The 13608-nt window shown below is 60.5% G+C and carries 10 protein-coding genes; 2 read left to right on the forward strand and 8 right to left on the reverse strand.

The genetic code is table 11. From position 1 onward, the window contains the following. Positions 1–194: 194 nt before the first annotated feature. The 5 genes from C4J91_RS07000 to C4J91_RS07020 all read right to left on the reverse strand — a co-directional run bounded on the left by C4J91_RS07000 (position 195) and on the right by C4J91_RS07020 (position 5192). Positions 195–896 (reverse strand): ABC transporter ATP-binding protein, encoded by a 702-nt coding sequence (locus tag C4J91_RS07000; RefSeq protein WP_065932826.1) that lies wholly within the window; start codon positions 894–896, stop codon positions 195–197. 1 nt (position 897) lies between these two features. After that, entirely contained in the window at positions 898–1665 is a 768-nt protein-coding gene (livG, locus tag C4J91_RS07005; protein ID WP_027604424.1) for a high-affinity branched-chain amino acid ABC transporter ATP-binding protein LivG, read from the reverse strand. Continuing rightward, positions 1662–2915, reverse strand: coding sequence for a high-affinity branched-chain amino acid ABC transporter permease LivM (locus C4J91_RS07010; protein ID WP_124361657.1), 1254 nt, complete (start codon positions 2913–2915; stop codon positions 1662–1664). Before C4J91_RS07010 ends, livG begins: the two co-directional genes overlap by 4 nt. Further along, positions 2912–3835: a high-affinity branched-chain amino acid ABC transporter permease LivH gene (gene livH, locus C4J91_RS07015; protein WP_003231100.1), complete on the reverse strand. Its 924-nt coding sequence runs from the start codon at positions 3833–3835 to the stop codon at positions 2912–2914. Before livH ends, C4J91_RS07010 begins: the two co-directional genes overlap by 4 nt. A gap of 229 nt (positions 3836–4064) precedes the next feature. Then, complete coding sequence (locus tag C4J91_RS07020) at positions 4065–5192, reverse strand: branched-chain amino acid ABC transporter substrate-binding protein (RefSeq protein WP_124361658.1); 1128 nt, start codon at positions 5190–5192, stop codon at positions 4065–4067. 340 nt (positions 5193–5532) lie between these two features. Here C4J91_RS07020 and C4J91_RS07030 point away from each other — a divergent pair, with 340 nt between their 5' ends. Continuing rightward, positions 5533–5835 carry a DUF2288 domain-containing protein gene (locus C4J91_RS07030; protein WP_124361659.1) on the forward strand — a complete coding sequence of 101 codons (303 nt, stop codon included), beginning with the start codon at positions 5533–5535 and terminating at the stop codon, positions 5833–5835. Positions 5836–6039: 204 nt separating this feature from the next. Here the strand turns inward: C4J91_RS07030 and C4J91_RS07035 are convergent, their stop codons facing one another. After that, the gene (locus C4J91_RS07035; protein WP_124361660.1) at positions 6040–8304 is read right to left on the reverse strand and encodes a bifunctional diguanylate cyclase/phosphodiesterase; all 2265 of its coding nucleotides are present in this window, start codon (positions 8302–8304) and stop codon (positions 6040–6042) included. Positions 8305–8441: 137 nt separating this feature from the next. Beyond that, positions 8442–8810, reverse strand: coding sequence for a YkgJ family cysteine cluster protein (locus tag C4J91_RS07040; protein ID WP_124361661.1), 369 nt, complete (start codon positions 8808–8810; stop codon positions 8442–8444). 252 nt (positions 8811–9062) lie between these two features. Between C4J91_RS07040 and C4J91_RS07045 the strand changes: the two genes are divergently transcribed. Next, positions 9063–10406: an MFS transporter gene (locus C4J91_RS07045; protein WP_124361662.1), complete on the forward strand. Its 1344-nt coding sequence runs from the start codon at positions 9063–9065 to the stop codon at positions 10404–10406. 165 nt (positions 10407–10571) lie between these two features. Here the strand turns inward: C4J91_RS07045 and rapA are convergent, their stop codons facing one another. Then, a complete protein-coding gene (gene rapA, locus C4J91_RS07050; protein WP_124361663.1) occupies positions 10572–13418 on the reverse strand; it encodes an RNA polymerase-associated protein RapA in 2847 nt (948 codons plus the stop codon). Positions 13419–13608: the final 190 nt, after the last annotated feature.

Genomic DNA, 13608 nt, shown 5'->3' on the forward strand with positions numbered 1-13608 from the left:
AGAGGGGGACGAACTTCGTTACAAGCCAGCCGGAAAAAATTTAGAAAACGCGAGTTTAAGGATCACACAAAGCAAATGTGGGAGGGGGCTTGCCCCCGATGGCTGAGTGTCAGTCAATATAGTTATCAACTGACCCACCGCTATCGGGGGCAAGCCCCCTCCCACATTGAGTACCGGTTCATCCAGCAACCGTTTTAACCGCCCAGGTAGGCCTCACGCACCTTAGGATCGGTCAGCAATTGCTCGCCAGTGCCCTGCATCACCACCCGGCCGTTTTCCAGCACGTAGGCCCGGTCGGCAATTTTCAGGGCCTGGTTGGCGTTCTGTTCCACCAAAAACACCGTTACCCCGTCCTTGCGCAGTTGCTCAATGATGTCGAAGATCTGCTGGATGATGATCGGTGCCAGGCCCAGGGACGGCTCGTCCAACAGCAACAGCTTGGGCTTGCTCATCAACGCCCGCCCGATGGCGAGCATTTGCTGCTCGCCGCCGGACATGGTGCCGCCGCGCTGGCTGAAGCGCTCCTTGAGCCGAGGGAACAGGTGCAGCACCTTGTCCATCTGTTCCTGGTAATCGCCCTTGTCGGTAAAGAACCCGCCCATGGCCAGGTTCTCTTCCACGGTCAGGCGCGAAAACACGCGACGGCCTTCCGGTACCACCGCAATGCTCTTGCGCATGATTTCGGCGGAGTGCTTGCCCACCAGCTCTTCACCCATGTAGCGGATGCTGCCGCTGTGGGCCTGGGGCGAGCCGCACAGGGTCATCAGCAACGTCGACTTGCCAGCGCCGTTGGCGCCGATCAGGGTCACGATCTCGCCCTGACGCACTTCCACGTTGACGCTGTGCAGGGCCTGGATCTTGCCGTAGAAAGTGGAAACGTTTTCGAATTGCAGCATTTTACGCTTCCCCCAGGTAGGCTTTGATCACTTCGGGATTGTCGCGGATCTGCTCCGGCGTCCCGTCGGCGAGCGGCGTGCCCTGGTTGATCACCACGATATGGTCGGAAATGCTCATGACCAGTTTCATATCGTGTTCGATCAACAGCACGGTGGCATTGTTTTCCTCACGCAACACGCCGATAAGCGCCTTGAGGTCTTCGGTTTCCTTGGGGTTCAAGCCCGCCGCCGGTTCGTCGAGCATCAGGATCCGTGGACGGGTCATCATGCAACGGGCGATTTCCAGGCGACGTTGCTGACCATAGGCCAGGGTGCCGGCCGGGCGGTTGGCGAACTCGGTGAGATTGACCTTGTCCAGCCAATACGCCGCGTACTCCATGGCTTCGCGCTCGCTCTTGCGGAACGCCGGGGTCTTGAACAGGCCTGCGAAGAAGTTGGTGTTCAGGTGACGGTGTTGGGCGATCAACAAGTTCTCGACCGCTGTCATGTCCTTGAACAAGCGCACGTTCTGGAACGTGCGCACCACGCCCTTGCGGGCGATCTCGTGACCGGCCAGGCCCTGGATCGGCTGGCCGTCCAGCAGGATACTGCCGCCGCTCGGCTTGTAGAAACCGGTGAGGCAGTTGAACACCGTGGTCTTGCCGGCGCCATTGGGGCCGATCAGCGCGACGACCTGCTTCTCTTTGACGGTCAGGGCGACGCCGTTGACCGCGAGCAAGCCGCCAAAGCGCATGCTCAGATTTTCGACTTTCAGGATCTCGCGGCTCATTTGCGCAGCTCCATGTGTGGACGTTGCATGGGCAGCAGGCCTTGGGGGCGCCAGATCATCATCAGCACCATCATGGCGCCGAACATCAACATGCGGTACTCGCTGAACTCTCGCATCATTTCCGGCAGCAGGATCATCACGATCGCGGCCAGAATCACACCCAGCTGCGAGCCCATGCCACCCAGTACCACGATGGCGAGGATGATCGCCGACTCGATGAACGTGAACGACTCCGGGGTCACCAGGCCTTGGCGTGCGGCGAAGAAGCTGCCAGCGAAACCGGCGAAGGTTGCCCCAAGGGTGAAGGCCGAAAGTTTGATGACTGTCGGGTTCATGCCCAGTGCACGGCAGGCGATTTCATCTTCGCGCAGCGCTTCCCACGCGCGGCCAATCGGCATGCGCAGCAGGCGGTTGATCACGAACAGTGCCGCCAGTGCCAGCAATAGGGCAACCAGGTACAGGAACACCACTTTGCTCACCGGGTTGTAGGCAATCCCGAAGTACTCGTGGAAAGTCTGCATGCCCTCTGCGGCGGTGCGGTCGAACGACAGCCCGAAGAACGTCGGCTTGGGGATGCTGCTGATGCCGTTGGGGCCGCCGGTGATATCGGTGAGGTTACGCAGGAACAGACGGATGATTTCACCGAAGCCCAGGGTCACGATCGCCAGGTAGTCACCGCGCAAACGCAACACCGGGAAGCCCAGCAGGAAGCCGAACGTGGCCGCCATCAGACCGGCGAGTGGCAGGCAGACCCAGAAGCTCCAACCCAGGTAGTGCGACAGCAGCGCGTAGGTGTAGGCACCCACCGCATAGAAGCCCACATAACCCAGGTCGAGCAGGCCGGCCAGGCCCACCACGATGTTCAGGCCCAGGCCCAGCAACACGTAGATCAGGATCAGGGTGGCGATGTCGACTGCACCGCGCGAGCCGAAGAACGGCCAGATCAACGCGGCCACGATCAGGCCGATGATGATGTAGCGCTGGGTGCGCGGCAGGGTCAGGAATTGGCTGACCTTGGGCGACACCAACGGCGCACGGTTGCCCTTGAACAGGGCGCCGACCTGCTGGGTGAACAGCACGCGCAGGAACATCAGCACCGAGCACAGGGCGATGATGGTCAGGGTCACGGGGCCGGTGCCATGCACTTCCAGGTTGATGCCGACAATGCTCAGCTTGAGGCCGAGTACCGGGAAGGCCACGGCCCACACCAGCAAGGCGCTGAAAAACGCCGATTTAAGATATCTGCTCATACTTTCTCAACCTCCGGACGGCCCAGGATGCCGGTCGGACGGAACAACAACACCAGGACCAACAAGCCGAACGCCACGACGTCCTTGTACTGGTCACCGAAGATATCGGCGCCAAAGGCTTCGGCCACGCCCAGCACCAGCCCACCGAGCATGGCGCCCGGAATACTGCCGATGCCGCCCAGTACCGCTGCGGTAAAGGCCTTGAGCCCCACCAGGAAACCAGCGTTGGGGTTGATCACGCCGTACTGCATGCTCAGCAACACGGCGGCGACTGCGGCCAGCGCGGCACCGATCACGAAGGTCAGGGCAATAATGTTATTGGTGTTGATGCCCAACAGATTGGCCATCTTGATGTCTTCGGCGCAGGCCCGGCAGGCGCGTCCCAGACGAGAGCGGGAAATGAACAGCGTGAGGCCGAGCATCGCCACCAGGGTGACGACAAAGACCAGGATCTGCATGTAGGAAATCAGCACTTCTTGCGCACCACCTGGGCCGAAGGAGAAGCTCCCTGGGATCAGGTTGGGAATGGACTTGTCCTTGGAGTCCTGGGACAGCAATACGGTGTTCTGCAGGAAAATCGACATGCCGATGGCGGAAATCAGCGGGATCAACCGGTTGCTGCCGCGCAAGGGGCGGTAGGCAACGCGCTCGATACTGTAGCCATAGGCACTGGTCACGACGATCGATGCCAGGAACGCAGCGGTCATCAACAGCGGCAGGGAGTGGATACCCATCATGGCCAGCCCGGCAAGGGCGATGAAGGCCACGTAGGAACCAATCATGTACACCTCGCCATGGGCGAAGTTGATCATTCCAATGATGCCGTAAACCATTGTGTAGCCAATGGCTATCAAGGCGTAGGTGCTGCCAATGGTCAGGCCATTAACCAGCTGTTGGAAAAAATGATAGATCTCAGGCATTACAGCGCTCCTAAAAACCCGATACGCATTTCACTGGTGGAGTCATGTTCCGGCCCTGCGCTGTGTTCTGCGAGCACATTTGCACAAAGCGTTTGCCAGCGAACCGCTGGTGACGGTTTTAAGATTTTCAGGTGAGCCAGCGCCCGGATCGCGGGTGACATGGCCCATAAACCTCGTAAAACAAAGCCCACTGCTCTCACAGTGGGCTTGTTGACCAGTAACGCCTGGCTTACTGAGGGGAAACTTCGGTTTTTGGTTTGCCGAAGTGCCATTCATAGACCACGAATTTGAAGTCCTTCAGGTCGCCCTTGGCGTCGAAGCTCAGCTCGCCGGTCGGGGTCTTGAAGGTACCCGCGTGGATGGCCTCGGCCACCTTGGCGGTGTCTTCGCTCTTGGCAGCCTTGATGCCGCCGGCGATCACTTCGATGGCCGAGTAGGCCGGGAACACGAACGGACCGGTTGGGTCCTGCTTGTTCTTGGCGAACTCTTCAACGATGGCTTTGTTGGCTGGGTCGGTGTCGAAGGATTTAGGCAGGGTCACCAGCAGGCCTTCGGAAGCGCCCTGGGCGATTTGCGAGATGGAGTCGTTGCCGACGCCCTCTGGGCCCATGAACTTGGCGTTCAGGCCTTTTTCCTTGGCTTGGCGCAGGATCAGGCCCAGCTCAGGGTGGTAGCCGCCGTAGTAGACGAAGTCGACGTTGGCTTGCTTGAGTTTCTGGATGACCGAGGAGAAGTCCTTGTCACCGGCGTTCAGGCCTTCGAAGACGGCAACCTTGGTGCCTTTCTTCTCGAGGGTTTGCTTGACGGCGGTGGCGATGCCTTCACCGTATTGCTGCTTGTCGTGCAGTACGGCAACGATCTTCGGCTTGACGTGGTCGGCGATGTAGTTGCCGGCCGCCGGGCCCTGGGCGCTGTCCAGGCCGATGGTGCGGAAGATCAGCTTGTAGCCACGGGCGGTGATTTCCGGGCTGGTGGCCGCCGGGGTAATCATGATGACGCCTTCGTCTTCATAGATATCGGAGGCTGGCTGAGTGGAGCTGGAGCAAAGGTGACCGACCACGAACTTGACGCCGTCGTTGACCACTTTGTTGGCGACGGCAACGGCTTGCTTCGGATCGCACGCGTCGTCGTATTCCTTGGCTTCAAGCATTTTGCCGTCGACGCCGCCCTTGGCGTTGATGTCGGCGATGGCCTGCTTGGCACCCATGAATTGCATGTCGCCATATTGCGTTACAGGCCCGGTCTTGGGGCCGGCGATGCCGATCTTGATGGTGTCGGCTGCGAACGAATGGCCGGCAACCCCAGCCAGGACCATAGCGGCAAACAGTTTGGAAATCTGCTTAGTAGCCTTATTCATAGTGCTCCACTCTTACTGTTGTATTTTTTATAGTTCTAGCGGCCTTGTGAGCTGCAGAACCGGATCAGATATCTCGGATATCCCCCGGCGATGCCCTGGCAACTGTACCGGTACAGTGTAGAGCGCCGGTTGATCGCTTGGAAAGCTGGCTGCTGGGGGCAAAACCGAGTTGTGTCGCTTAAATGAAAGAAAAAGACAGAATTGCGGCTGGGTAATGCCAGCCTTTCGAGCATTCCTTGGCTTTTCCGACACTTTCAATCGCCAGCTTATTTGCTACTGGGTTTTTCCAACTGAGACACGACGTTATGATTGCGCCGATTTTTTACTCAGGTGAACTCCCATGACGCAAGAACCTAGCACCCTCTATGCCAAGCTGCTCGGTGAAACCGCCGAAATTTCCTGGAAGGAGCTTGAACCGTTCTTTGCCAAGGGTGCCCTATTGTGGGTCGACGCCGGCCTGGATTTGATCGAAGCGGCCGAAGCGATGGCCGAAGACAATCGCGAGAAAGTCGCTGCCTGGCTGGCTGCGGGGAGTCTTGGCGAAGTGTCTGCGACGCGGGCGGTGGACTTGGTCACGCGTGACCCGAGCCTGTGGGCGGTGGTGGTCTCGCCGTGGATTTTGATCCAGGAAAGGGCAGCGTAAGAAATCAGTGAGCCAAATAGGTGCACGGCTCGCGCCTGCGCAAGTGTGTAGCGGAGTAACCGCTTCCGCCGTGATGGCACGTTGCCGTAGAGAAAGGTCACAGGTGACGGTGACGTTAACGTCACGGGAACAGTTGGAGCGCTGGCGTAACGGCTGGGAAATTGTTTCAAGGTATTGGCGCCTGACTACTGGCAGCCTGCCACGTCAGCGGATGGGCCTGACAACTGAAGGCGGGCTGATGCACGCCGGGGCAGGTTCTTTTGGCGGCGGCGCCTCTTTATTACCGTCTGCGCTGAATGTGTGGAGTGGGTTGCGTATCTGCATGCCTTGCATGACGCCAATGATGTCGCTGAGGGCCACCGCCGGGCTCAGCAAATAACCCTGAATGAAATCGCAGCCATGCTGCTGCAACAGCTCGAATTGCGCCTGGGTTTCCACCCCTTCGGTCACCACCTCCAGGTGCAACGTATGAGCCATGGCAATGATGGCCTGGACAATTTCGCTGTCGGCGGTGGACCTGGGTATGTCCTGGATAAACGACCGGTCGATCTTCAAGGTGTTGAGCGGCAGGCGCTTGAGGTAGGCCAGGGATGAATAGCCGGTGCCGAAGTCATCGATCGCCAGGGATACACCCAAGGCGCGGATTTGCCGCAACAGGGCCAGGGTGCTGCTGATATTGCCCATCAACGCGTTTTCGGTGACTTCCAGCTCCAGGCGATTGGCAGCAATGCCGGCAAAGCGCAGGGCCGCTTCGATTTCATCCGCCAGTTCATCACGGGCCAGGTTCAGGGCCGAGCAATTCACGGCCATGGTCAACTCGCTATAGCCGCGATCAGACAACAGGCTCAAGTCATGACAGGCCTGGCGCAATACCCAGTGGTCCAGTTCGGCAATCAAGCCGTTATTCTCGGCAATCCCGATAAACCGGTCCGGCGCCAGCAACCCATGTTGTGGGTGCTGCCAACGCACCAGGGCCTCCAGGCGCGTGACCTTGCCGAGCTTCATGTCGAAGATCGGCTGATAAAACAACACCAACTCATTGCGCCCGCGCAGGGCCGCGCGCAGTTGCTCTTCAAGTTGCAGCTCAAGGAAAGCGCGGGTTTTGAGGTTGGAGCTGAAGAAGTGCAGGCTATTGCGGCCAGCATCCTTGGACTGGTAAAGCGCCAAGTCGGCGGTTTTCAGCAGTTCTTCACAGGTTTGGCCATCGTCGGGAAACAGGCTGATACCGATGCTGGTAGTCATGACCATGCGCCGGCCTGCCAACTCGATGGGTTCTTTCATTTTTTGCATGATGCGCTGGGCCATGTGCCGCGCTTCGTCGCGATGATGGATATTGATCAGAATGCAGAATTCATCCCCGCCAAAACGCGCGACCACATCGGCATGGCTGCGTACCGAGCCTTTGATATGGCTGGCCAGCACGGAGAGCAACTGGTCACCGGCATCATGCCCAAGGCTGTCGTTGATGCGCTTGAAATGATCGATGTCGAGGAAGATCACCGCCATCATGCCGCGGGTCGCGGTTTTTTCCGCGACCTTTTCCGCGAAGATCTGGTTGAAGCCACGCCGGTTGAGCAAGCTGGTCAGCGCGTCGTAATGGGCCACCTGTTGCAACGAGGCTCGGGCCTGGTCCAGCTCGCTGAGCAGTGCGTTGACCCGGCGCAAATCGCGTTCCTTGTGCTGCAGCTTTTTGTCGGCCAACGCTGCGCTGATGCTGCTGCCGATAACCAGCAAGGTGATCGTCGCCACCGACAGGCTCAGTTGCAGCGGATTGTTATCGACGGGCAACGACAGATCCGCCCCGTCCGGTATCAGCATTTGCATGGCCGCCATGCCGGTGAAATGCATGCTCAGGATGCCGGCGCCCAGCACCAGGCTGGCGGCGTACTTGAGCAATTGATGAAACACGCCGGTACCGTCGCGCAGGTAGCTCGACAGCAACAACGCTGCCAGGCTCGCGCCGATGGCAATCGCGACCGAGGCCATGAGCAGCCCGGAGTCGAAGTAGGCCTGGGCCTGGGAGCGCATGGCTGACATGCCGACGTAGTGCATCAGCGCGATACCCAGTCCCATCCACACCGAGGCCAGCAGGTATTGATGGAGCCGCAGGTGCGCATGACTGAGGGTTTGCATGGCGAACAGCGAAGCGATCAGGGCAATCACCAACGAGGCGAAGGTCATCAGCAATTCGTAATGAATGGCGACGGGGGCCTGGAATGCCAGCATGCTGATGAAGTGGGTCGACCAGATACCGCCCGCCAGGCAACCGGCGCCCAACCAACACCAGCGACGGCGGGCGGTGGGGTCTTCGACATGACCGACGCGCTCGGCCATGTCCAGCGTGCCAAAGCCGGCCGCGCAGGCGACCAGGTACGCCAGCAGCACCAGAAAGGGGTTATGACTGCAATTGAGTAATAAGTGCCCGTTGTCTGGAAGGTCGGTGAAAAAGTGCAGTCCCAGCCATTCCATAGCGTGTCCCGTCATAGTGTCGCGTCATTGCCTCAGGCGATGACCTATGAGGTCGAGTATAGAAGCCTCGCGGGATTTGCCAGGAATAATGGCACTTTGATACAACTCTTTTTGCATGCCAGTCATAGCGTTTGATGCTAAGCGCTGATGGGCAAATCCAGCTCAAAAAGCGGCTCGTCGAGCGGCGCCAGGCCGAAGGCGGCACGGGCAGCATCGCAATCGGCGTTCTGCACGCCCTGGCTCCAGGAGGCGTCGAACTCGCGGCAGGGGCTTGAGCGCTGTTCATAAATTGAACAGCGCGTGCCTTTGCCCACTTCACCCTCGAGGCTGCAGCAGCGTGCGGGCTTCTGGTCGGTGCCGATCATCGCCACGCGGGTGGGGTTGATTTGCACTACCAGGTCATCGGGTACGGTGCCACCCGATGAGGCGCACTCGCCCCAGAAGAAAGACACACGAAAGTATGAACAGCAGGCACCGCAATTCAGACACGGACTGGCTTCGGACATGGGCGTCATCGATTAAGGATAGGTAAGGGGGGACTGCGGGAAGGCTCGCCATTCTATCCGGGCGCTGGCCATTGGGAAGGGGGGCGCACACATATATTTTTGTAGGGAAAGCCCCGTAATGCCGGGTGAAATCACGTCCTATCAGCTTTACGAATCATTACAGACAAGCGCCGCCAGCCTGACTATGTTGCAGATACCTGAGCAGGATGCAGTGGGCATCGCAGCTCTCATAACAATAAAAGAGACGGACCCATGCAGAACTCGACCCAAGCGGCGAATGCCTGGCGCATTCTGTTCCTGCTGTTCCTCGCCAACCTGTTCAACTTCTTCGACCGAACCATTCCCGCGATCATCATCGAGCCGATCCGCATGGAATGGCACCTGAGCGACTTTCAGCTCGGCATCATCGGCACCTCTTTCACCATCGTCTATGCCATCGCCGGGCTACCGCTGGGGCGCCTGGCCGACACCGGCTCGCGCAGCAAATTGATGGGCTGGGGCTTGTTTGCCTGGAGCGGGCTGACAGCGCTCAATGGCCTGGCCGGCAGTTTCTGGAGCTTCCTGGTGGTGCGCATGGGCATTGGCATCGGGGAAGCCAGCTATGCCCCCGCCGCCAATTCATTGATTGGCGATCTGTTTCCCGCCCACCGCCGCGCGCGCGCCATGGGCATTTTCATGCTGGGCCTGCCGTTGGGCTTGTTGCTGGCGTTCTTCACCATCGGCTGGATGGTCAAGGCGTTCGACAGCTGGCGGGCGCCGTTCTTCATCGCCGCCGTACCGGGGCTGATCCTCGCGGTATTCATGTTCTACATCAAGGAGCCCAAACGCGGCGCGGCGGAAACGGTGCAAGTGCCCCAGGAACGCGTCGACCGCCCGATCCGCCGCGTACTTGCGGTGCCGACCTTCCTGTGGCTGGTGCTGGCCGGGCTGTGCTTCAACTTCGCCACCTATGCGTGCAACTCGTTCCTGGTGCCGATGCTGCAGCGTTACTTCCTGATGCCGTTGCAGGACGCAGCGGTGGCCACCGGTGTCATCGTCGGTGTGACCGGCCTGGTGGGCCTGACCTTGGGCGGCTGGATTGCCGACAAGATCCATCAGCGGGTCGCCAATGGCCGGCTGCTGTTTGCCGCGTGCAGTCTGATCATCTCCACGCTCACCACCGCCTGGGCATTGCATGCCGGGCGGATCGAGATCGGCGTGTTCGTCGCGCTGTTCAGTGTGGGCTGGTTATTTGCCTATAACTTTTATACCTGCGTGTACACAGCGATCCAGGACGTGGTTGAACCGCGCCTGCGGGCCACGGCGATGGCGTTATTCTTTGCCGGCTTGTATCTGCTGGGCGGTGGCATGGGGCCGATTGTGGTGGGCGGGCTGTCTGATCACTTTGCCCATGCGGCGATGTATGCGGCGGGGGCCGAGCAGATGACCGAGGCATACAAGGCTGTAGGTTTGCACGACGCCATGTACCTGATTCCGGTGGCGTTGTTCCTGACCATGCTGTTTCTATTCCAGGCGTCGCGCAGTTTTGTGCGCGATGCCAAACGGATGAAAGAGGGGTTGAGTGCGGTGGAGGTGCCGGCGTTGGCTGCGGCTTGAGACCGAGTTGACGCTATCGGGGGCAAGCCCCCTCCCACATTTGAACTGTGAATACATCCGAGTGTGGGAGGGGGCTTGCCCCCGATGAGGCCCTTACAGCCACAGCCATTTGCCACTCAATAAAAAAGGCCCGCATTGCGCGGGCCTTTCACGTTTCAGCGGTTATCAGCCCGCGACCAACACCCGAATCGCTTCCAGTCGCAACGCCGCCTTGTCGAGCATGGCCAGGCCTTGCTCGCGCTGGTTGCGCAGGGCGACCAGCTCGCTGTCGCGTACGGTCGGGTTGACCGCTTGCAGCGCCGTCAAGCGCGCCAGCTCTTCGTCAGTGTCTGCCGCCAGGCGACGCTTGGCCTCGGCCACACGTTCGGCGTGACGCGGGGCGATTTTCTCTTCGCCGGCATTGATGCGCGGCGTCAATTGGTCGCGCTGGGCCTGCACGAATTTGTTGGCGCTGGCCCGGGGCACGCTTTCCAACTGCTCGTTCAAGGTCACGAACGACACGCGGCCGGACAGGTCATTGCCGTTGGCATCCAGCAGGCAGCGCAGCGCTGCCGGTGGCAGGTAGCGACCCAGTTGCAGCGAGCGCGGGGCAACCACTTCGCTGACATACAGCAGTTCGAGCAATACGGTGCCCGGCTTGAGCGCCTTGTTCTTGATCAGCGCCACGGCAGTGTTGCCCATGGAACCGGACAGCACCAGGTCCATGCCGCCTTGCACCATCGGGTGTTCCCAGGTGATGAACTGCATGTCTTCACGGGACAGCGCCTGGTTACGGTCGTAGGTGATGGTCACACCTTCGTCGTCGCCCAGGGGGAAGCTGGCGTCGAGCATCTTCTCGCTGGGCTTGAGGATCAGCGCGTTTTCCGAATGGTCTTCGCTGTCGATGCCGAAAGCGTCGAACAGGGTTTCCATATAGATCGGCAGGGCGAACTGGTCGTCTTGCTCGAGGATGTCTTCGACCAGCGCATCGCCTTCACCGGCGCCGCCGGAGTTGAGCTCCAGCAAACGATCGCGCCCGGTGTGCAGCTCCTGCTCCAGGCGCTCGCGCTCGGCACGGGCTTCGTCGATCAGGGCCTGCCATTCGCCGTCGTCGGCGTTTTCCAGCAGCGGCAGCAGGCGCGGGCCGAACTGATGCTGCAAGGCGTTGCCGGTCGGGCAGGTGTTGAGGAACGCGTTCAGCGCTTCGTGGTACCACTGGAACAGGCGCTCTTGCGGGCTGGTTTCCAGGTATGGCACGTGCAGTTCGATCACGTGTTTCTGGCCGATCCGGTCCAGGCGGCCGATGCGCTGTTCCAGCAGGTCGGGGTGCGACGGCAGGTCGAACAGCACCAGGTGGTGGGAGAACTGGAAGTTACGGCCTTCACTGCCGATTTCCGAACAGATCAACACCTGGGCGCCGAACTCTTCATCCGCGAAGTAGGCCGCGGCGCGGTCGCGCTCGAGGATATTCATGCCTTCGTGGAACACCGTGGCCGGAATGCCGGAGCGTACGCGCAGCGCGTCTTCCAGGTCCATGGCGGTTTCGGCGTGGGCGCAGATCACCAGGACCTTGGTGCGCTTGAGCATTTTCAGCTGGTCGATCAGCCACTCGACGCGCGGGTCGAAGCGCCACCAGCGGTTGTCTTCCTCGATGTCCGGCTGCGACTGGAAGCTGACTTCCGGATACAGCTCGGCATGTTCGCCCAGGGGCAACTCCATGTATTCATCTGGGTTAGGCAGCGGGTAGGCGTGCAGTTTACGCTCGGGGAACCCCTGCACGGCGGCGCGGGTGTTGCGAAACAGCACGCGGCCGGTGCCGTGGCGGTCGAGCAGTTCACGCACCAGGCGCGCGCTGGCCTCGCTGTCGCCATCGTTGACGGCGGTAAGCAAGGCTTCACCTTCATTGCCGAGGAAACCCTGGATGGTTTTGTGCGCGGCGGGCGACAAGCGGCCCTTGTCCAGCAGCTCCTGCACGGCTTCGGCCACCGGGCGGTAGTTCTCGCTCTCGGCGCGGAAGGCGTGCAGGTCGTGGAAACGGTTCGGGTCGAGCAGGCGCAGGCGCGCGAAGTGGCTGTCCTGGCCCAGTTGTTCCGGCGTAGCGGTGAGCAGCAACACGCCGGGAATCACTTCGGCGAGTTGCTCGACCAGCGAGTACTCGGCGCTGGCTTTTTCTTCGTGCCACACCAGGTGGTGGGCTTCGTCGACCACCAGCAGGTCCCAACCCGCGGCGAACAGCGCGTCCTGGGCCTTCTCGTCGTCCACCAGCCATTCCAGGGCGACCAGCGCCAGCTGAGTGTCTTCGAACGGGTTGGTGGCGTCGCTTTCGATAAAGCGCTCTTCGTCGAACAGCGCAACCTGCAGGTTGAAGCGCCGGCGCATTTCCACCAGCCACTGGTGCTGCAGGTTTTCCGGGACCAGGATCAGCACGCGGCTGGCACGGCCCGACAGCAGCTGGCGATGGATCACCAGGCCGGCTTCGATGGTCTTGCCCAGGCCCACTTCGTCGGCGAGCAATACCCGTGGCGCGATACGGTCAGCGACTTCACGGGCGATGTGCAGTTGGTGGGCAATCGGTTGCGCACGCACGCCGCCCAGGCCCCACAGTGCGGACTGCAATTGGCGGCTGGTGTGTTCCAGGGTGTGGTAGCGCAGCGAGAACCAGGCCAGCGGGTCGATCTGCCCGGCGAACAGGCGGTCGCTGGCGAGGCGGAACTGGATGAAGTTGGACAGTTGGGTTTCCGGCAGGGTGACCTGTTCGTTCTGCCCGTTGAGGCCGTGGTACACCAGCAGGCCGTCGACGTCGTCGACTTCCTGCACGGTCATCTTCCAGCCTTCGAAATGGGTGATGCTATCGCCCGGCGAAAACCTCACGCGGGTGAGGGGCGCATTCCGTAGCGCATACTGGCGGGTGTCGCCAGTGGCCGGATAGAGCACGGTCAACAAGCGGCCGTCCTGTGCCAGAACGGTGCCTAACCCCAGCTCTGCTTCGCTGTCACTAATCCAGCGTTGCCCCGGTTGATACTGCTGCGCCATGCTGCCTGACTCCCGCCGTGAAAAAGCCGACTATCTTAACGGAACAAGGCTCCACGCCCAAGGACTCCGACAAAAAGTACTCTGACAAAAAGTACTCTGACAAAAACTACTGCGTCAGCGTCCAGGCCCGCAGGCCGAATCGACGGGTGGCGGGCACTCATAAGTGTCGACTGGGTCACAGCTTGGCCAG

Origin of the sequence: Pseudomonas sp. R3-52-08, from assembly GCF_003851745.1 — a bacterium.
Classification (GTDB): Bacteria; Pseudomonadota; Gammaproteobacteria; order Pseudomonadales; family Pseudomonadaceae; genus Aquipseudomonas.

Coding starts and splice junctions, on each gene's coding strand:
- C4J91_RS07010 (WP_124361657.1), bottom strand. CDS start 2,915: ATGAGCAGATATCTTAAATCGGCGTTTTTCAGCGCCTTGCTGGTGTGG.
- C4J91_RS07035 (WP_124361660.1), bottom strand. CDS start 8,304: ATGGAATGGCTGGGACTGCACTTTTTCACCGACCTTCCAGACAACGGG.
- C4J91_RS07030 (WP_124361659.1), top strand. CDS start 5,533: ATGACGCAAGAACCTAGCACCCTCTATGCCAAGCTGCTCGGTGAAACC.
- livG (WP_027604424.1), bottom strand. CDS start 1,665: ATGAGCCGCGAGATCCTGAAAGTCGAAAATCTGAGCATGCGCTTTGGC.
- C4J91_RS07000 (WP_065932826.1), bottom strand. CDS start 896: ATGCTGCAATTCGAAAACGTTTCCACTTTCTACGGCAAGATCCAGGCC.
- C4J91_RS07020 (WP_124361658.1), bottom strand. CDS start 5,192: ATGAATAAGGCTACTAAGCAGATTTCCAAACTGTTTGCCGCTATGGTC.
- C4J91_RS07045 (WP_124361662.1), top strand. CDS start 9,063: ATGCAGAACTCGACCCAAGCGGCGAATGCCTGGCGCATTCTGTTCCTG.
- rapA (WP_124361663.1), bottom strand. CDS start 13,418: ATGGCGCAGCAGTATCAACCGGGGCAACGCTGGATTAGTGACAGCGAA.
- C4J91_RS07040 (WP_124361661.1), bottom strand. CDS start 8,810: ATGTCCGAAGCCAGTCCGTGTCTGAATTGCGGTGCCTGCTGTTCATAC.
- livH (WP_003231100.1), bottom strand. CDS start 3,835: ATGCCTGAGATCTATCATTTTTTCCAACAGCTGGTTAATGGCCTGACC.